17 protein-coding genes and 1 pseudogene (1 of these 18 running past the window's edge) are annotated in these 19751 nt (G+C 61.4%); 14 read left to right on the top strand and 4 right to left on the bottom strand.

All coding sequences use genetic code 11. The annotated features are described in order from the left end of the window. Positions 1-74: 74 nt before the first annotated feature. On the top strand, positions 75-965 hold the full coding sequence (locus tag KVU_RS07645) for an MBL fold metallo-hydrolase (protein ID WP_013383227.1): 891 nt from the start codon (positions 75-77) through the stop codon (positions 963-965). 84 nt (positions 966-1049) lie between these two features. Continuing rightward, a complete protein-coding gene (locus tag KVU_RS07640) occupies positions 1050-1316 on the top strand; it encodes a spike base protein, RCAP_Rcc01079 family (protein ID WP_013383228.1) in 267 nt (88 codons plus the stop codon). Between the two features lie 50 nt (positions 1317-1366). Here the strand turns inward: KVU_RS07640 and KVU_RS07635 are convergent, their stop codons facing one another. From KVU_RS07635 to KVU_RS07625, 3 genes are all read right to left on the bottom strand, one after another. After that, entirely contained in the window at positions 1367-1867 is a 501-nt protein-coding gene (locus KVU_RS07635; protein WP_013383229.1) for a polymer-forming cytoskeletal protein, read from the bottom strand. Next, positions 1857-3176: a M23 family metallopeptidase gene (locus KVU_RS16250; protein ID WP_014537851.1), complete on the bottom strand. Its 1320-nt coding sequence runs from the start codon at positions 3174-3176 to the stop codon at positions 1857-1859. Before KVU_RS16250 ends, KVU_RS07635 begins: the two co-directional genes overlap by 11 nt. 183 nt (positions 3177-3359) lie before the next feature. Next, positions 3360-3830, bottom strand: a complete 471-nt coding sequence (locus tag KVU_RS07625) for a peroxiredoxin (protein WP_044008114.1) — start codon at positions 3828-3830, stop codon at positions 3360-3362. A 250-nt stretch (positions 3831-4080) separates the two neighbouring features. On the opposite strand from KVU_RS07625, the gene KVU_RS07620 reads away from it, so the two are divergent. The 4 genes from KVU_RS07620 to lpdA are packed head-to-tail and all read left to right on the top strand — an operon-like array spanning position 4081 to position 11044. Continuing rightward, on the top strand, positions 4081-7275 hold the full coding sequence (locus tag KVU_RS07620) for a hypothetical protein (RefSeq protein ID WP_060486265.1): 3195 nt from the start codon (positions 4081-4083) through the stop codon (positions 7273-7275). Continuing rightward, positions 7272-8315, top strand: coding sequence for a tRNA preQ1(34) S-adenosylmethionine ribosyltransferase-isomerase QueA (queA, locus tag KVU_RS07615; protein ID WP_014537849.1), 1044 nt, complete (start codon positions 7272-7274; stop codon positions 8313-8315). The genes KVU_RS07620 and queA overlap by 4 nt, the downstream gene beginning before the upstream one ends. 3 nt (positions 8316-8318) lie before the next feature. Then, complete coding sequence (locus KVU_RS07610) at positions 8319-9596, top strand: MFS transporter (protein ID WP_013383234.1); 1278 nt, start codon at positions 8319-8321, stop codon at positions 9594-9596. A gap of 59 nt (positions 9597-9655) precedes the next feature. Continuing rightward, positions 9656-11044 carry a dihydrolipoyl dehydrogenase gene (lpdA, locus tag KVU_RS07605; protein ID WP_013383235.1) on the top strand — a complete coding sequence of 463 codons (1389 nt, stop codon included), beginning with the start codon at positions 9656-9658 and terminating at the stop codon, positions 11042-11044. Positions 11045-11074: 30 nt separating this feature from the next. Here lpdA and KVU_RS07600 read toward each other — a convergent pair whose 3' ends face one another. Beyond that, on the bottom strand, positions 11075-11425 hold the full coding sequence (locus KVU_RS07600; protein WP_013383236.1) for a GFA family protein: 351 nt from the start codon (positions 11423-11425) through the stop codon (positions 11075-11077). A 97-nt stretch (positions 11426-11522) separates the two neighbouring features. On the opposite strand from KVU_RS07600, the gene uvrA reads away from it, so the two are divergent. The 8 genes and pseudogenes from uvrA to KVU_RS07560 all read left to right on the top strand — a co-directional run. Continuing rightward, complete coding sequence (gene uvrA / locus KVU_RS07595; RefSeq protein ID WP_013383237.1) at positions 11523-14390, top strand: excinuclease ABC subunit UvrA; 2868 nt, start codon at positions 11523-11525, stop codon at positions 14388-14390. Beyond that, the gene (locus KVU_RS07590) at positions 14380-15198 is read left to right on the top strand and encodes a hypothetical protein (protein WP_013383238.1); all 819 of its coding nucleotides are present in this window, start codon (positions 14380-14382) and stop codon (positions 15196-15198) included. The genes uvrA and KVU_RS07590 overlap by 11 nt, the downstream gene beginning before the upstream one ends. Before the next feature lie 205 nt (positions 15199-15403). Beyond that, positions 15404-15751: pseudogene (gene rplU, locus KVU_RS07585) on the top strand (50S ribosomal protein L21); the annotation flags it as partial. 15 nt (positions 15752-15766) lie between these two features. After that, entirely contained in the window at positions 15767-16036 is a 270-nt protein-coding gene (gene rpmA, locus KVU_RS07580) for a 50S ribosomal protein L27 (protein WP_013383240.1), read from the top strand. Positions 16037-16194: 158 nt separating this feature from the next. Next, positions 16195-16737, top strand: a complete 543-nt coding sequence (locus KVU_RS07575) for a GNAT family N-acetyltransferase (protein ID WP_013383241.1) — start codon at positions 16195-16197, stop codon at positions 16735-16737. Positions 16738-16792: 55 nt separating this feature from the next. Continuing rightward, the gene (obgE, locus tag KVU_RS07570) at positions 16793-17845 is read left to right on the top strand and encodes a GTPase ObgE (RefSeq protein ID WP_013383242.1); all 1053 of its coding nucleotides are present in this window, start codon (positions 16793-16795) and stop codon (positions 17843-17845) included. Continuing rightward, complete coding sequence (proB, locus tag KVU_RS07565; protein ID WP_013383243.1) at positions 17833-18939, top strand: glutamate 5-kinase; 1107 nt, start codon at positions 17833-17835, stop codon at positions 18937-18939. Before obgE ends, proB begins: the two co-directional genes overlap by 13 nt. 9 nt (positions 18940-18948) lie before the next feature. Then, positions 18949-19751 carry the 5' portion of a glutamate-5-semialdehyde dehydrogenase gene (locus tag KVU_RS07560; protein ID WP_014537848.1) on the top strand. Its footprint extends 466 nt past the window's final position, so only the first 803 of its 1269 coding nucleotides appear in the window; its start codon is at positions 18949-18951; the stop codon falls past the right edge of the window.

The following is a 19751-nucleotide window of genomic DNA, read 5'->3' as shown; positions in this document are numbered from 1 at the left end:
GCGACATTCATCTTGTTGCAATGTCTTTCGTGCGACCTATGGTGCGATAAGTTTCTGAATATTGAGAAGATTGCATGACGACCCTCAGCCCATCGCCCGAAGTGACTGTCTTTCACGACAAACGCACCGGATCGCTGCAATATGTCGTGGCCGACCCGGCCGCGAAAACCTGTGTGATCATCGATCCCGTTTACGATTACGATGAAAAGTCCGGGCAAACCTGGACCGAAAACGCCGATCGCATCTTGGGTTTTGTGGCCGAGCGCGGCTATAGCGTCGCGTGGATTTTGGACACGCATCCCCATGCCGACCACTTTTCTGCCGCGCCTTATCTGAAAGAAAAGCTGGGCGCGCCAATGGCGACCGGCGCCTATGTGACCGGCGTGCAAAAGCTGTGGGCCGATTTCTATAACTGGCCGGATTTCCCCCAAGACGGCAGCCAATGGGATCACCTGTTCCACGCAGGCGACACGTTCAGCGTCGGTGGCCTTACCGGCTATGTCATGCACTCACCGGGGCATACGTTGGCCTCGATCACCTATGTCATTGGGGATGCGGCCTTTATCCATGACACGATCTTTCAGCCCGACAGCGGCACGGCGCGGGCGGATTTCCCCGGCGGCAGCGCGGCGGCGCTGTGGGAGTCGATGCAGGCGATCCTTGCCTTGCCGCCCGAGACCCGCCTTTTTACCGGCCACGATTATATGCCCGCCGGACGCGATGTGACGTGGCAATCCTCGATTGCCGAGCAGCTTGCCACGAACGTCCATCTGTCGCGCTATAAAACGCGCGAGGACTTTATCGCCGCACGCGAGGCGCGTGATGCCACCTTGCCGATGCCAAAACTGATCCTCCATGCGCTGCAGGTGAATATCAACGGTGGCAGATTGCCCGCGCCCGAGGCGAACGGTCGTCGTTACTTGAAAATTCCGGTTGATCTGCTCAGCCGTGGCAGCGGCGAGTAACGCAACACCATCGCGCGCTAGGCTGCCGATATCTTAAGGCGCGGCCCCCATCCTTGCCCTGTTTTCAAAAGGCAGGAGGGGCCGATGCCCAATGATTATTTCCAAAGCATGTCCGGCGGGCTGGAAAGCCCGGCTGCGCAGGCGGTCGCGATTACCACGTCGAATACGGCGGATCTAAGCGTGTTCCCCCGCGCGCTTTATGCGACGACGGCTGGCACGGTGCGTGTGACGATGATGGAAGGCGGCGCGATTGTGACGCTGCCCATTTTGGTGGGCGTGCCGCTGCCGGTGCGGGTACGGCGCGTTTGGACGACGGGCACCACGGCCAGCGGGATCGTCGGTGTCTGGTAGGCGCAATGAAAAACGCCCGGCAGCGTAACTGCCGGGCGTTTTCGATGGGTTTAGACGCCTTGGTCGTCGACGGGCTTCGCCAGTGCTTTTTGCTTTGATTCGCCGGTGATCGGGTCTTCGTGGCGCTGCACCGAACCCTCGAAATGGGCACCCGATTCAATCGCGATCGTCTTGTGGATGATGTCGCCTTCGACACGCGCGGTCGAGGTCAAGCGCACTTTCAGGCCGCGTACGCGGCCCACGATGCGACCGTTGATTACGATATCATCGGCAATCAGCTCGCCGCGCACGGTTGCGCCTTCGCCGATGATCAGCAGATGGGCGCGGATGTCGCCATCAACCTGACCTTCGATCTGAACATCGCCGCTGGTGCGGATATTGCCGGTGATATGCAGATCCGACGACAGAACCGAAGCCGGCGGCTTTGGCTTGACCGCGGGGGCTGCGGAATAAGACGGAGCAGGCGTTGTCGCTGCAGCGGGTTGGCTGGGCGTTGCGGCCTGTTCAGGTGTTTTGTTTCCGGGTTCGTTAATTTTGCTCTTAGAAAACATCGCGTCCAGCTCTTATGTAATTAAGGGGATTTTGCGCCGCGCCGTTCACACGCACCTCGTAGTGCAGGTGAGGGCCAGTCGATCGTCCTGTGTTACCACTATCAGCAATATGGTCGCCGCGCGATACCCTTTGTCCCACGCGCACGTTGATCTCGTTCAAATGGGCGTAACGTGTTTCAAAGCCAAATTGATGACGGATCTTAACGATACGCCCATAGCCCGACTGCCATCCGGCAAAAGTCACGGTGCCTTCGGCGGTTGCATAGACGGGCGTGCCGATGGGCATGCCGAAATCAAGGCCCTCATGCGCGCGGTTCCAGCGGGTGCCAAAATTGGATGTCAACCGCGCCGCGCCGCTGCGAAAGGGCTGTGCAACGGGCACCAGATCGACGGCGGTGCGATACATATTGATATTGTCCAGCGCCCCCAGAATGCGATTCGCACGCTCGACATCCGGGTTGATTGCGCTGCCCGAGGTGGAATATTGCAGCGGCGTCAGCGGTCCGCCCTGGCCCGAATAGCCGCGCCGTACCTGGTTGATCAGATCGTCTGGATCAAGGCCGGCGGCACGGAACATGCGCGACAGTGGCTCGACCGAGACCTGCATCGCTTCTTCCAACTGGCTAAAGATCTCGCCGTTGCGCTCTTGCATCAGGCGCAGTTCCAGCTCGAGGTCGGCGGCATTGATGGCGGCGGTTTGGGCGGTGGCGTCAGAGGCATCGCGATGTGCAGCGGTTTCGGCCAGCGCATTTGACATCATATCCAGCGTGCTGGTCAGCTCTTCGTCCGAGGGGCCTGATGTTACATCTTGCGCGCCATCAATCTGGGCCAAAAGGTTTGCGGACTGACTGCGGGCACTGTCGCGTTCCGACACCGTGCGGCGCAACGTGGCGTGGACCGCGGCAAGGCCCGATTCCAGTTCGACCCGTTGGTCTTCCAGTGTCAGCAGATCGGTCTGCATCTGCGAGACCTGCGTCAGCGCGGCTTGGAACCGTTCTTGCGCGGCGATCGCCTCGACCGCGCGGCTGTCGCGTTCGGATGACAGCGCCTCGAGCCGCGCCTCATAGAGCATCTTGTCGCGTTCGGCCTGCGCGCGGTAATTGCCGGCGCTGATCGCATCCATCAATACGATCGAGGTCGCGATCACCGACCATCCCACCAGCAGGCTACAGCCCGTAATGGCGATAATCTGCGTGACGGGACGCAGACGGATAAAGCGCGTCTGCGTGTCGGATCGAATGAACAGTCGACGCTCGGGCAAATGACGCTCAAGCGCGGCGTGAATTCTGTGTCGTAGCGGTAAGCGCACAGGTCCCTCGTTTTTCGTCTGTGGCGTGCCGTCGCTGCGACTGCCTGAGACCTGTTAGGCAACGAGGGGCGGGGCTGACAACCGTTTCGAGGGTTTGGTTCCATCCGATCGGCCAAACCACGCCGGTATCGGCGGCTATCCGCCGACGCAAAGGGCACTTACGCACGATTCGATAGCATTTGGTTAGTTTTTGGAAAGGCAGCTGGTCAAAACACTGTCAACATGACCGGCAAGTCGCGTGACCGGCCAGACCATTTCCAGACGACCATCGGTGCCGATCAGAAATGTCGTGCGCAGGATTCCCATATAGGTTTTGCCAAAGGTCGATTTCTCTTGCCAGACATCATAGGCCCCGGACACCGCGCCATCTTCATCTGTCAGCAGCGGAAAAGGCAGCGCCAGCTTGGCCGCGAATTTCGTGTGCTTTGCAAGGCTGTCGCGGTTGATCCCGATCAATTGCACACCGGCGGCGGCAAAGGCCTCGGCGTGGGTGGCGAATTCCGCATTCTCGGTCGTGCAGGTCGGGGTGTTATCGGCGGGGTAAAAGAACAGCACCACGCGCTGGCCGCGAAAATCCGACAGGTGATAGGTTTTGCCGTCATGGCCGGGAAGGGTGAAATTGGGGGCAGTATCGCCCGCTTGCAGGCGGGTCATCGGCTGGTCTTTGGGCATTTTTGGCCTTTTGGGTTCAGTTGGTTTTATTTTCTGTCGAAGCCTGCGAAGATTATGACTGTGAAGATAAAGACAAAACCCCAAAACGGGTGCCAAGGTTTGAGGTGATATGGCGGGTCGATGCCCTCCACCGCGTGTCGAGCAGCGCATGCCGCTCAGGCCCAAGGCGCCCCCTCGGCGACGCTTTGGGTTATGGGGGCTATGTTGCGGGACGGTTGCCCTGTGCCTTGGGGTGGCGTTCAGCCTTTGCCTGCTGCTGCTGGGCTATGCGATCGGCCGCGATGTCGCCGCCCCGCGCTGGCTGCGCGACGAGGTGGCCAGTATCGCCAGCGAGGCTTTGGGCGAGGGGCGGATCACCTTTGGCGGCCTCAGCGTGCATATGCAGCGCGACCTGCATCCGGTGGTGACGATTTCAGATGCGACGGTGTTTGACGGCGCGGATCGCCGCATTGCACATCTTCCGGCGGTCAACCTGCACCTTTCGCCGCGGGGGTTGGTCCTGCGGCGCGAGCTATTGGTGCAACGGATCACAAGCGCTGCGGCCGAGGTGGATCTGACACGTAATGCGGATGGCGCTCTGGCGATTGATTTTGGCATGGTGCCACAAGCGAATGGCCTGAATTACACCGAATTTGCCAGCGTTTTCCAACAGTTCGACGAGATTTTCGAGGCCCCGATTTTCGAGGCCCTGCGCGAAGTTGATATCGCGGGCGTCGTGCTGCGCTATACGGATTTGCGCGGCGAGCGTAGTCTGACGCTGGATGGCGGCACATTGCGGATGGTGCTGGATGCACAAAATACGCGTCTGACGGCGGATGCGGCGGTCTTGTCGGGGCGCGATTATGCGACACGGCTGGCGCTGACCTATCAAAGCCCGCGCCATTCACCGGCCGCAGTTGCGCAGATGCGGGTGACGGATGCGGCGGCCGCGGATCTGGGGCAAGAGATCCCTGGTCTGGGCGTGCTGAGCCTTTTGGACGCGAAACTCTCGGGCGAGTTGCAGATTGAAATGGGCGAGAGTGGCGCGATGACGGCTATGTCGGCGCAGCTCAATGTGCCCGGCGGCGCGCTGTTGCCTGATGTCGGGCCGCCGGGGGCGCGGTTCGATAACCTCGATCTGGCTCTGTCCTATGATCCGGCGGCGCAGCGGGTCGCATTGCAGCATATGCAGGTCAGCGCGCCTTGGATCTCGTATACGGCGCGCGGCACCACCTATTTGCAGGATTTTCAGGCCGGACTGCCGCAGCAGATCGTCTCGCAGCTTGAGATGGACGATATCACCGTCTCGCCGCCGGGTTTTTACGATGAGCCTGCGCAACTTGCCGCAGCGGCTGCGGATTTTCGCGTCACGCTCGATCCGCTGCGGATCGAGATTGCGGGCCTGTCGCTGCGCGATGAAAGTGGCGGGTTGCTGCAGGCCGACGGCACGGTCGCAATCTCGCCCGATGGTTGGAGCCTGATGGTCGATGCCCAGATGGATCGCCTGCCGACGGAACGTCTGGTCGGGCTGTGGCCGCAGTCGATGCGGGCGGCGCCGCATCGCTGGATGGCGGCGAATCTGTCGGGCGGCGAGGCCGTGTCCCCGCATCTGTCGCTGCGAAAGCTGGATGATGGGCCGTTCACCTGGGCGCTGTCGACCGGCTTTCGCGCGCTGGACATTCGCGGCTTGCCGCAACTGCCGTTGATCGAGGATAGCGAAGGTTTTGTTGAAATCACCGCCGGCCGATTGGGGATCGGCGTGACCAAAGGCACGGCGACCGCGCCCACCGGCGGGCCGCTGGATATGGCGGGGTCGACCTTTACCATCGCGGATATGCATGGCCCCGCGGTTGGCGCGCGGCTGGATTTGCAGGCCGAAGGTACAATCCCCGCGATGCTGTCGGTGCTGGATCTGCCGCCCTTTGGCTATATGACCAAGGCGAATGTGCCGGTGGATTTGGCCGATGGCAGGGCGCAGATGCAGGGCTGGGTGACCTTTCCGCTGCACACGCCGATGCCTGCGGGCAGCGTCGATTTCGCTTTTTCCGCCGCCATGCAAGATGTCACGAGTGACCAGATCGTGCCGGGCAAGCATTTGACATCAAACGTACTATCCGTTGATGTTGACCGCGCGCATGTGGCCGTGTCCGGCCCCGTGCAACTCAATGGCGCGGATGCGACGGCGCGGTGGCAGCATAATTTTGGCACGCCAGGATCGCAGGTGACGGCAGATGTCGCTGTGTCGGACGCGCTGCTGCAAGCGCTGGCGATCGAGCTGCCGCTGACGACGTCGGGCGCTGCGCCGGGCCAGTTGCAGGTCGATATCATCCCCGGCGCGCCGCCTGCCTTCAGTTTGACCAGCGACCTTGCGGGCCTTGCGATCAATGCGGGGGCCTTTGGCTGGCAAAAGGGGGCGGCCTCGCGCGGCAATTTGCAGGTCACGGGAACACTCAGTACCCCGGCGCAGGTTTCGGCATTGACGCTCTCGGCGCCCGGTCTTGATTTGCGCGGACAGCTTGCAATGGCGGAAGGGGGCGGTTTGGCCGAGGCGCGGTTTGACCGTATCCAATTGAACGGATGGCTGAATTCAGCGATGACATTGACTGGGCAGGGGCAGGGGCGGCCGTTGCGCACAGCGCTGCGTGGCGGCTCGGTACGCCTGAGCGGCCTGCAATCCCTGGGCGGCGCTACAACCGGCAATGCGGGGCCGCTTGCGCTGCGGCTGGATCAGTTCGAAGTTTTCGACGGGCTGGTGCTGACCGACCTCAGCGGTGATTTCAACCCGACCGGCGGCTATTCGGGGCGTTTTACAGCGCGGATCAATGGCGGCGTCGCCGTTGAGGGGGCGGTGTTCACGCAAAACGGACGTCAAGGCGTGCAGATCACCGGCGCAGATGCAGGCGCGCTGCTGCAATCTTTGCGCCTGTCAGGCGCGGCGCGAGGCGAGGGCTTTACCCTGACCTTGGTGCCCGATGGTGCATCGGATTATCTTGGCCAGTTTTCCGCACGCGGTCTGCGTATTCTGGATGCGCCCGCGCTGGCACAGGTGCTGGATGCGGCCTCGGTTCTGGGGTTGATCCAACAGATCTCGGGGCAGGGGGTGGTGTTCGACACGGTCGACGCGACATTCCGGGTCAGCCCGGGCGGCGTGACGCTGCTTTCCAGCGCTGCGGTTGGGCCGGGGCTTGGCATATCGCTGGATGGCGCATACAGCACGCGCGATGCGGTGTTGGATTTTCAGGGCGTCGTCTCGCCGGTCTATTTCCTGAACGGAATTGGACAAGTGATGACGCGGCCCGGCGAAGGGGTTTTTGGCATGACCTTTACGTTGGGCGGAACTGCGGGGCAGGTGCAGGTGGCGGCGAACCCGCTATCGCTGCTGGCCCCCGGTTTCCTGCGCGAGATCTTTCGCCGGCCAGTGCCGGATATGACGAGAGAAAGCGGATGAAACTTTCGGATTTTGACTTTACCCTGCCCGAGGATTTGATCGCGCTGCGCCCTGCCGTGCCTCGCACTGCGGCCAAGCTGCTGGTCGCGCGGGGCGATACGATCTCGGATCTGACGGTTGCGGAACTTGCGGCGCAATTTAACCCCGGCGACCGGCTGGTGTTGAATGATACAAAGGTCATCCCCGCCCGCCTGTCCGGACTGCGCCATCGCGGCGAGGCGACCGCGCGGATCGAGGTCACCTTGCTGCAGCCCACCGCCGATGGGGCGTGGATGGCGCTGATCAAACCGCTGCGCAAACTGCACGAGGGCGAGGATATCGTCTTTACCTCCCGCCTATCCGCAACCTTGATCGGGCGCGATGGCGATCAGGCCAAGCTGCGGTTCAACCTGACGGGTGATGATTTCGATGCGGCCCTGGCCGAGGCGGGCCAGATGCCGCTGCCGCCCTATATCGCCGCGCGCCGCGCCGCCGATGCGCAGGATTTGCAGGATTACCAGACCATTTGGGCCGACCGCCCCGGTGCGGTTGCCGCGCCGACCGCGTCGCTGCACTTTGACGCGGCTGTTATGGCCGCTTTGGCCGCGCGCGGTGTGACGCTGACACGCGTGACGCTGCATGTGGGGGCGGGGACCTTCCTGCCGGTCAAAGTCGACGATATCGCCCAGCACAAAATGCACGCCGAATGGGGCGAGGTCACCGCAACCGCCGCCGCTGAAATCGCGGCGACCAAAGCCGCAGGCGGGCGCGTGATCCCGGTTGGCACCACCGCGCTGCGCCTATTGGAAACCGCCGCGCGCGATACGGGTGCAATCGCGCCATGGGTGGGCGAGACGGATATCTTCATCACGCCCGGCTTTAACTTTCGCGTCGCGGATGGGTTGGTGACCAATTTTCACCTGCCCAAATCAACGCTGATGATGCTGGTTTCCGGCCTGATGGGTGCGGACCGCATTCGGGCGATTTATGATCATGCAATCGCACAGCGCTATCGGTTCTTTTCCTATGGCGACGCGTCGCTGCTGCTGCCGAAGGGCTGATCCATGTTTCGCGTCTTGATCGGGTCTTGGGCGATTTTCGTTGGCATTTTCATGCTGATGATCGGCAATGGTATGCAGGGCACGCTGCTGGGTCTGCGCGGCGAGCTGGAAGGCTTTTCGACCTTCTCGATGGCGATGGTGACATCGGCCTATTTTGTAGGGTTCATGCTGGCCTCGACCATCGCACCAAAGATGATCCGGCAGGTGGGGCATGTGCGGGTGTTCGCGGCGCTGGCGTCGATGATCTCGGCGATTTTCGTGCTATATTCGCTGTGGCCCAGCCCCATCGCCTGGATGATTGAACGCGCGATGATCGGCTTTTGTTTTTGCGGCGCCTATATCGTCGTGGAAAGCTGGCTGAACAGCACGGTCTCCAATGAAAACCGCGCGCAGGCGCTGTCGCTGTATATGTGGATGCAAATGGCGGGCATCATCATGTCACAGGTGTTGGCGGCCAGCGGTGATGTGGCGGGGTTCCAACTGTTCGGCATCGCCTCGATCATTATCTCGCTGTGTTTTGCGCCGATGCTGCTGACGACCAGCCGCGTGACGCCGACCTTTGATCAGACGAAATCACTGCCGCTGCGGCGTCTGGTGCAGGCCTCGCCCCTCGCTTGCGCGGGGATGTTCCTGCTGGGCAGTGTGTTCGCCGCGCAGTTCGGGATGGCCGCGATTTACGGCGTGCGCGTTGGCATGCCGGTCGAGCAAATCACCTTGATGATCGGACTGACTTATCTTGCAGCGCTGATCCTGCAGTTTCCGGTCGGGTGGCTGGCGGACCGTATGGATCGCCGCATCCTGATCGGAACTTTGGCGGCGATTGGCGGCGCGGCTGCGCTGCTGGCGTTTTTGATCCCCGGCCAGATCTGGCTGATCTTGGTGGCGGCTGCCGTGGTGGGGGGCACATCGAACACGGTTTATCCGGTGATTATCGCCCATGCGAATGACTATCTTGAGGCGGATGAGATGCCAGCCGCCTCGGGCGGGTTGTTGTTTATCAACGGGATGGGGTCGATTTCCGGGCCGCTGATCTTGGGCTGGATGCTGGACAATGTCGGGCCGCAGGGGTTCTGGCTGGTGATCGCCGTGGTCATGCTGGCGCTGGGCCTTTATGCCGCTTGGCGCTTGCGCCGGGTGCCGAACAAAGAGATCGTGGGCGAGCCTGCGGCCCACCAACATTTGCTGGCCGGGTCATCGGCCGTTGCGGTTCAGGTTGTGGCCGAGGCAGTTGCCGAAGCGGCATCTGGCGATGCTGCGGAAAATGGTTTAACGTCAAACTAATTTCCGGTCGCGCCCCTTAGTGCGGCCTGATCGCAGATAGCGAAAATAGGAGCAGACCGATGCAAAAGTTCGATATGATCGTGATTGGTGCCGGCCCCGGCGGCTATGTTGCCGCCATTCGCGGCGCACAGCTGGGGTTGAAAGTCGCGGTCGTGGAACGCGCCCATCTGGGCGGCATCTGCCTGAACTGGGGCTGCATCCCGACCAAAGCGCTGCTGCGCTCGGCCGAAGTGTTCCACCTGATGCACCGCGCCAAGGAGTTCGGGCTGAAGGCCGAGGGGTTGGGCTTTGATCTGGATGCTGTCGTGCAGCGCTCGCGCGGCGTGGCGAAACAGCTGTCGGGCGGCGTCGGCCATCTGCTGAAAAAGAACAAAGTCACCGTCATCATGGGCGAGGCGACCATCCCCGCCAAAGGTCAGGTGCGCGTGACAACCGATAAGGGCACCGAGGATCTGACCGCCCCCGCCATCGTGCTGGCCACTGGCGCGCGCGCGCGCACCCTGCCGGGCCTTGAGGCGGACGGCGATCTGGTCTGGAGCTATCGCGAGGCGCTGGTCGCCAAGCGGATGCCGAAAAACCTGCTGGTGATCGGCTCTGGCGCGATTGGCATCGAATTTGCCAGCTTCTTCAATACGCTGGGCGCGAAAACCACCGTGGTCGAGGTGATGGACCGTATCCTACCTGTCGAAGATGCCGAGATTTCCGCCTTTGCGAAAAAGCAGTTCGTCAAGCAAGGCATGACGATCATGGAAAAGGCCACCGTCAAGCAGCTTGATCGTGGCAAGGGCAAAGTCACCGCCCATATCGAGGCAAACGGCAAAGTCGAGCAGCTTGAGTTTGACACCGTGATCTCGGCTGTTGGGATCGTAGGCAATGTCGAAGGCCTCGGCCTAGAGGCGCTGGGCGTTAAGATCGACCGCACCCATGTCGTTGTCGATGAATTCTGCCGCACCGGCGTCGACGGCCTTTATGCGATCGGCGATATCGCGGGCGCGCCGTGGTTGGCGCATAAGGCCAGCCATGAGGGCGTGATGGTTGCCGAACTTGTCGCAGGCCAGCATCCCCATGCCGTGCGCCCCGAAAGCATCGCGGGTTGCACCTATTGCTATCCGCAGGTCGCATCGGTTGGCTTGACCGAGGCGAAGGCGAAGGAAAAGGGCTATGAGGTCAAGGTTGGCCGCTTCCCATTTATCGGCAATGGTAAGGCCATCGCGCTGGGCGAGCCGGACGGTCTGGTGAAAACCATTTTCGACGCCAAAACCGGCGAGCTGCTAGGCGCCCATATGGTTGGCGCCGAAGTGACCGAGCTGATCCAGGGCTATGTCATCGGCCGCACGCTGGAGACGACCGAGGCCGAGCTGATGGAAACCGTCTTCCCGCATCCGACTCTCAGCGAGATGATGCACGAATCGGTGCTGGACGCCTACGGCCGCGCCATTCATTTCTAAAACGTGAAGGGGGGACGAAAGGCCCCCTTTTTACATCGCCGCGCCGTCGTAGAAATGCGACTTCAGCGCGCGCGGATCGACATCATCCATCGTATTGCAATTCACGGCGACAACCGGGCCATCGGGGCTGTCGCCGCGCGCATAGACCTGAATGCCGCAGGTCGGACAGAAGGTATGTTCGATGTGCAACTTGTTGAATTTATAGCTTGTCACCGGCCCATCCTTGGTCAGGTGAAAGGCGCTGGCGGGCACAAAGGTCATCACCGACCCCAGCCTTTTGCAGCGCGAGCAGTTGCAGGTGACGGTGCTGTCCAGATCGGCATCGACCGTATAGGCAATGGCGCCGCATTGGCAGCTGCCGGTGTAATGCGCGGTTGTCATGGCGAACTCCCTAATGTTCAGCTAATGTTCTCACTTCGCGCTTGAGTTTGCAACGTCGCAGACCTATTCCTTAACAGAATGTGCAAAGGACAGTGACATGGAACAGAAGTTCATCGAAGTGCGCGGCGCGCGCGAGCATAATCTGAAGAATGTGTCACTGGATATCCCCCGCAATCAGCTGGTGGTGATGACGGGCCTGTCGGGATCGGGGAAATCCTCGATTGCCTTCGACACGATCTATGCCGAGGGGCAGCGCCGCTATGTCGAAAGCCTGTCGGCCTATGCGCGGCAGTTCCTCGATATGATGGAAAAGCCGGATGTCGATCACATCACGGGCCTGTCGCCCGCGATCTCGATTGAACAGAAAACCACGTCAAAGAACCCGCGCTCGACCGTCGGGACGGTGACCGAGATTTACGACTATCTGCGCCTGCTGTTCGCGCGCGCCGGCACCCCCTATAGCCCCGCGACCGGCCTGCCGATCGAGGCGCAGCAGGTGCAGGATATGGTCGACCGCACCATGGCCATGCCCGAGGGGACGCGCGGCTATTTGCTGGCGCCCGTCGTGCGCGACCGCAAGGGCGAGTATAAGAAAGAGATGCTGGAGCTGCGCAAGCAGGGCTTTCAGCGGGTGAAAGTGGACGGCGAGTTCTATGAACTCGACACGCCGCCCACGCTGGACAAGAAATTCCGCCATGACATCGACGTGGTGGTTGACCGGATTGTCGTGCGTGCTGGTATGGAGACGCGGCTTGCGGAAAGCTTTCGCACGGCGTTGAATCTGGCTGATGGGATCGCCGTGCTGGAAACCGCCCCCAGCGAGGGCGACCCAGAACGCATCACCTTTTCGGAAAAATTCGCCTGTCCGGTATCGGGTTTCACCATCCCCGAGATCGAGCCGCGCCTGTTCTCGTTCAACACGCCGCTGGGCGCTTGTCCCGATTGTGACGGCCTTGGGGTCGAGTTGTTCTTTGACGAGCGGCTGATCGTGCCGGATCTGACCCTCAGCCTGCTGAAAGGCGCGGTCGCGCCATGGGGGAAAACCAAATCGCCCTTCTGGCTGCAGACGATCGAGGGGCTGGCCAAGCATTACGCATTCGACGCCAAGACGCCGTGGAAAGACCTGCCCGAGAGTGTGAAACAGGTCGTGCTGCATGGCTCGGGCACCGAGGAGCTGGCCTTCCGATATGATGACGGGGGTCGCAGCTATAACGTCACTCGTACGTTCGAGGGGGTCGTCCCCAACCTGCAGCGCCGCTATCGCGAGACCGACAGCAATTGGTCGCGTGAGGATATGGAGCAGTATCAGAACAACCGTCCCTGCCAGACCTGCGGTGGCTATCGTTTGCGCCCCGAGGCGCTGGCCGTACGTGTGGGCGATATGCATGTCGGGCAGGTCGTCGCGCAATCGGTGAAAGAGGCCTATGCTTGGGTGCAGACCGTGCCCGAGGCCCTCAGCCAGCAAAAAGGCCAGATCGCCGTCGCGATTATCAAGGAAATCCGCGAACGTCTGGGGTTCTTGAACAATGTGGGGCTGGAATATCTGACGCTCAGCCGGGCATCCGGCACGCTATCGGGCGGTGAAAGCCAGCGGATCAGGCTGGCCAGTCAGATCGGCTCTGGCCTGACAGGCGTGCTTTATGTGCTGGACGAGCCCTCGATTGGTCTGCACCAGCGCGACAACGACCGCCTGCTGGACGCGCTGCGCAACCTGCGTGATCAGGGCAATACCGTGCTGGTGGTCGAGCATGACGAGGATGCGATCCGCACCGCTGATTACGTCTTTGACGTGGGGCCGGGGGCGGGCGTGCATGGCGGGCAGATCGTCTCGCAGGGGACACCCGCGCAGATCGAGGCTGATCCGAATTCGCTGACCGGGCAATATCTGTCAGGACAGCGCCGGATTTCCGTGCCGCAAAAGCGCCGCAAAGGCACCGGCAAAAAGCTGACGGTGGTCAAGGCCAGCGGCAACAACCTGCATGATGTGACGGTTGATTTCCCGCTGGGCAAATTCGTTTGTGTGACCGGCGTGTCGGGCGGTGGTAAATCCACCCTGACCATCGAGACGCTGTATAAGAACGCGGCGATGAAGCTGAACGGCGCCCGCGAAGTGCCCGCGCCGTGCGAGACGATCAAAGGGTTCGAGCATCTTGATAAGGTCATCGACATCGACCAGCGCGCCATCGGCCGCACGCCGCGGTCGAACCCCGCCACTTATACCGGCGCGTTTGACCAGATCCGCCAATGGTTTGCCGGCCTGCCCGAGGCAAAGGCGCGCGGCTATGGCCCTGGTCGTTTCAGCTTTAACGTCAAGGGCGGTCGCTGCGAGGCCTGTCAGGGCGACGGCCTTTTGAAGATCGAGATGCACTTTCTGGCCGATGTCTATGTGACCTGCGAGACCTGCCACGGCGCGCGCTATAACCGCGAAACGCTCGAGGTGAAGTTCAAGGACAAAAGCATCGCCAATGTCCTTGATATGACCATCGAGGAAGCGGCAGACTTTTTCAGCGCGGTGCCGCCCATCCGCGATAAGATGAATGCGCTGTGCCATGTCGGCCTTGGCTATGTGAAAGTCGGCCAACAAGCGACCACCCTGTCGGGCGGCGAGGCGCAGCGGGTGAAGCTGGCCAAGGAACTTTCGCGAAGATCCACGGGGCGCACGCTTTATATCCTTGATGAACCGACCACGGGTCTCCATTTCGAGGATGTGCGCAAATTGCTCGATGTGCTGCACGAGTTGGTAGATCAGGGGAATACCGTGGTGGTGATCGAACATAACCTTGATGTGGTGAAGACCGCAGATTGGGTCATTGATATCGGGCCCGAGGGCGGCACCGGCGGTGGCTATATCGTCGCAACCGGCACGCCTGAACAGGTGGCCGAGGTGGCGGAAAGCCATACCGGCCATTACCTAAAGCCGCTGCTAGAGCGCGGCCATGCACTGGAGGCGGGCCATGTGGCGTAACTTATTTGCGGCCACCGCCTTTGTGCTGGCCGCACAATCCGCCAGTGCCGAGGTTGATCAGGCCAAGGCTGATGCGCTGTTCGAGGCCCTGCTGTTTCCGCAGATCACCGATGTGATGGCACGCGAAAGCACGGATTTCGGCCTGGAATTATCCGAAGGCATGACCGGCCTGCCGCCGAGCGCCAAATGGCAAGAGGCGGTCGCGGCTATTCATGATCGCGATTGGATGATGTCGCAGGTGCGCGGCGATTGGTATGCGGCGCTGGACGGCGTCGATCTGGACGCGCTGCTGACCTTTGCGACCACCGCCCCCTCGCGCGAGATGCTGCAGCTGGAACTCGCCGCGCGCGAGGCGATGCTGGCGGATGATGTGCGCGACGAGGCCATTGAATACGCGGCCGTGACGATCGCCCGCAAAACGCCCCGGGCCGAGCTGATCGCCGATCTGGTTGCGCGCGGTGATCTGGTGGAAATGAATGTCGCCTCGGCACTGAATTCCAATCTGGCCTTTTATCGCGGTATGGCCGAGGGCGAGGGGGACGTCACCGACGATATCATCCTGTCCGAAGTGATGGCGCAGGCCGATGATCTGCGCGCGGGCACGGTGGAATGGCTTTATGCTTTCATGCTGATGGCCTATGCGCCGGTCAGCGACGAAGATGTGCAAGCCTTTGTCGCTTTTGGGGAAACCGATGCCGGAAAGGCGCTGTCGCGGGCAACGACTGCGGCCTTTGATCCGATGTTCGAAGAGATCTCTTTTAACCTTGGCCGCGCGGCGGCGCAGCTTCTGGCATCCGAGGCCCTATAGCCGCTTGACTTCGGGTCGGAATGCCAAGATAAGCCGCCATCTGGACGGCTTTGCCCCCAGTATGGTTTACGGATTCGTAAGGATTCGGCCATAAGTTTTAGAAAACGCCCCTCGCGGGGCGCGCTGTCCGAAGGTGGCGATAATCGCCGCAACATCCACTGTCACGGTGGGGACCAAAGGATGCGGATCATGAAGGACGTGAAACATGTTTGCGGTTATCAAAACCGGCGGCAAGCAGTACAAAGTTCAGAGCGGCGACGTTCTGCGCGTTGAAAAGCTGGACGCTGCTGCAGGTGAAACCATTCAATTCAACACCATTTTGGTTGTTGGCGATCAAATCGGCGCGCCTGTCGTCGCCGGTGCAGCTGTGCAAGCTGAAGTGATCGACCAGATCAAAGGTGAGAAGACGATCCATTTCGTGCGTCGTCGTCGTAAGCACTCGTCGAAGCGCACCAAGGGTCACCGTCAGCAACTGACGCTGGTTCGTATCAAAGACATCCTCGCCACTGGCGCGGACGCAACCGGTGTGAAGGCGGCTGTCGGCGCCTCGAGCAAGGAGTAATCCCCCATGGCAACGAAAAAAGCAGGCGGTTCCTCGCGCAACGGTCGTGATTCGGCTGGCCGTCGTCTTGGCGTGAAGAAATTCGGTGGCGAAGCCGTCATCGCGGGCAACATTATCATGCGTCAGCGCGGTACCAAGATGTGGCCGGGCGCTGGTGTCGGTATGGGCAAAGATCACACGATTTTTGCGACCGTTGATGGTGCTGTAAAGTTCCACACTGGCCTCAAGGGCCGCACTTTCATTTCGGTTCTCCCGGTGGCGGAGGCCGCTGAGTAAGCCGAACCTGGAAGGGCAAAAACCAGGAAGGGGGTCGGCGCAAGCTGACCCCCTTTTCGCATTTGCGTCATGCTGGGGATGTATCGCCCGGCACATCGGGCAGCGGTGGGCAATCAGGTCTAGGAAAAGGCCAGCCTGCCATTCAAAAGGAGGCCGTGATGAATATTGCTACGATCAACGCACAGCCAGAGATCCGCACCTCGCGTTTCACGCTGCGCCCTTTGCGCATGTCGGATACCGGGCTGATCAGCCTTTACGCCGGCGATCTGCGCGTGGCGACTGGCACGCGTTCGATTCCGCATCCTTACCCGCCGGGGGCTGCTGCGCAGCTGGTCACCCGCGCCAACGGCGTTAAACGGGACGAGGATTTCTGGGCGCTGGATGCCAGCGAACAGGGCGGGGCAGAGTTCATGGGCCTCATTTCCCTTGATCGCATGGATCGCGGCCAAAGCGAGGTGCGCTATTGGATCGCGCCCGCGTTCTGGAACACCGGAATGGCGTCCGAAGCCGTCCGTGCGATCATCAACGCGAACCCCCATGGCGCGACCCGTATTTTTGCCGAAGCGTTTCAGGACAACCCCGGTGCGGCACGTGTCCTGACGAATTGCGGCTTTGAATATCTGGGCGATGCCGAAGCATGGTCTGTTGCGCGCGGCGGTGCCGTGCCCACCTGGACCTATACATTGAAAACGGGGCTTTGACCGTAGGGGTCAAAGTCGCTATGCCGCGATAAAACGCGGTTCGGAAAGGGCTGACATGAAATTCCTGGATCTGGCCAAGGTCTATATCCGCTCGGGCGCGGGGGGGAACGGTTGCGTTTCCTTCCGCCGCGACAAATTTGTCGAATATGGCGGGCCAGACGGTGGGGATGGCGGCAAAGGCGGCGATGTCATCATCGAGGCGGTCGAAGGGCTGAATACCCTGATCGACTTTCGCTATCAGCAGCATTTCTTTGCCAAAAACGGCCAGCCGGGCATGGGCAGCCAGCGCACCGGTGCGCATGGCGCGGATATCATCCTGCGCGTGCCGGTCGGGACCGAGATCATCGACGAAGATGAAGAAACGCTGATCGCCGACCTGTCCGAGGTCGGCCAGCGCATCACGGTGGCACAGGGCGGTAACGGCGGTTTCGGGAACCTGTTCTTTAAAACCTCGACCAACCAGGCGCCGCGTCGTGCCAACCCCGGCCAGCCCGCGATTGAACGCACCCTGTGGTTGCGGCTGAAACTGATCGCGGATGCGGGCCTTTTGGGGATGCCGAACGCGGGTAAGTCGACCTTCCTTGCCGCGACCTCGAACGCGCGGCCCAAGATTGCGGATTATCCGTTTACGACTCTGGTGCCAAACCTTGGTGTCGTCGGCGTTGATGATGTGGAATTTGTCATGGCGGACATCCCCGGTCTGATCGAAGGCGCATCCGAAGGCCGCGGTCTGGGCGATCAGTTCCTGGCGCATGTCGAGCGTTGCTCGGTGTTGCTGCATCTGGTTGACGGCACCTCCGAGGACCCGGTCAGCGATTATCACACGATCATCGAGGAGCTGACGAATTACTCGGAAGACCTCGATAGCGATCTGATCAACCGTCCGCGCATCACCGCGCTGAACAAGATCGACGCGCTGGACGAGGAAGAACGCGCCGCGCTGCAGGCCGAGATGGAAGAGGCCGTTGGTGGCCCCGTCATGCTGATGTCGGGTGTCACCCGCGAGGGCGTGGTTGATGTGCTGCGCGCGCTGCGGGCCGAAATCGACGAGAACCGCCTGCGTTTTCGCATCGCGCAAGAGCCGGAGGCCCCCCGTTGGGAACCCTGATCGGCGCGCGGCGTCTGGTTGTAAAAATCGGATCGGCCCTCTTGGTTGATCGCGACACGGGGCAATTGCGCCGGGCGTGGCTGGAAAGTCTGGCCGCCGATGTCGCCGCTTTGCGAGCCCGGGGGACACAAGTCATTCTTGTGTCCTCGGGCTCGATTGCTTTGGGGCGGGGCGTTTTGGGGCTGCCTGCGGGCAGTCTTGCGCTAGAGCAAAGTCAGGCCGCCGCCGCTGTCGGGCAGATCCGCCTTGCGGGCGCCTATGAAGAAGTGCTGGCCCCCCATGGCATCGTCACCGCGCAAGTGTTGGTGACGCTGGAGGATTCGGAAAACCGTCGTCGCTATCTGAATAGCCGTGCGACGATGGAGACGTTGCTGTCGTTGGGCGTCACCCCCATCGTCAATGAAAACGACACGGTTGCCACTGATGAAATCCGTTATGGCGATAACGACCGCCTTGCGGCGCAGGTCGCGGTGACAACGGGCGCGGATAAATTGGTGCTGCTGTCGGATGTCGATGGCTTCTACGACGACAACCCGCATCTGAACCCCGATGCCAAGTTCTTCCCTGTGATCGAAATCATCACCCCCGAGATCGAGGCGATGGCCGGCGATGGTGTATCTGGTGTTTCCAAAGGCGGCATGATCACCAAGCTGATGGCCGCTCGCGTCGCAACCGATGGTGGCTGTGACATGGCGATCACGCTGGGCGCGCCGCTGAACCCGCTGCAAAAGCTGGAAGAAGGCGCCCGCGCCACATGGTTCTTGGCACTTGAAGATCCGCAGATCGCGCGCAAGCGTTGGATCGGGGCGATGAAACCCAAGGGCGAGGTCTCGATCGACGCCGGTGCCGTTGCCGCCTTGCAAGAGGGGCGTAGCCTGCTGCCCGCCGGTATCCGGCTGGTGAACGGCCGCTTTGGTCGCGGTGATCCGGTGGCAATCGTCGGCCCGGCTGGCAATCGCATCGGCATTGGCCTGACGCGCTATACCGCCGAAGAGGCGCATATGATCCGTGGCCATCGCAGCGCTGAAATCGAGGCGATGCTGGGCTACAAAGGGCGCGCGGCCTTTATTCACCGCGACGATATGGTTCTATAGGGGAAAGATATGCAGGATATGCAGCAAGACTATACCGCTTTGATCGCTGACATGGGTACAAAGGCCCGTGCCGCGGCCCGCGTATTGGCCACTGCATCTCCAACCGCCAAGGCCGAGGCTCTGACCACTGCCGCCAAACTGCTGCGCGCGCGCACCGCAGAGATTATCGCCGCCAATGCCAAGGATCTGGAATTCGGGCGCGAAAAAGGCCTGAGCCCCGCGATGATGGATCGTCTGGCGCTGGATGCGGACCGGATTGCCGCGATGGCGGCGGGGCTGGACAGTGTCGCGGCGCAAAAGGACCCGGTGGGCGAGGTGATTGCCGATTGGGATGTGCCCTCGGGCCTGAATATTCGCCGCGTGCGCACGCCGATTGGTGTGATTGGCGTTATCTATGAAAGCCGCCCCAATGTGACGGCGGATGCCGGGGCGTTGTGCCTGAAGTCCGGAAATGCCGTGATTCTGCGCGGCGGCTCGGAAAGTCTGCATTCGGCGGCGGCGATTCTGGCCTGCCTGCGCGCGGGGCTGGCCGCGGCTAGCCTGCCCGAAGATGCGATCCAAATGGTGCCTGTGCGCGACCGTGATGCCGTTGCCGCGATGCTGGGCGCCGTCGATTTCATCGACGTGATCGTGCCGCGCGGCGGCAAGGGTCTGGTCGGTCTTGTCCAACGCGAGGCGCGCGTGCCGGTGTTTGCGCATCTTGAGGGGATCTGCCACGTCTATATCGACGGCGCTGCCGATCCTGATATGGCGCGGGCCGTGCTGCTGAACGCGAAAACGCGCCGCACCGGGATTTGCGGCTCGGCTGAATG

It is taken from the genome of Ketogulonicigenium vulgare WSH-001, assembly GCF_000223375.1.
GTDB lineage: Bacteria > Pseudomonadota > Alphaproteobacteria > Rhodobacterales > Rhodobacteraceae > Ketogulonicigenium > Ketogulonicigenium vulgare.
This window is presented reverse-complemented; position numbering and strand designations above follow the sequence as displayed.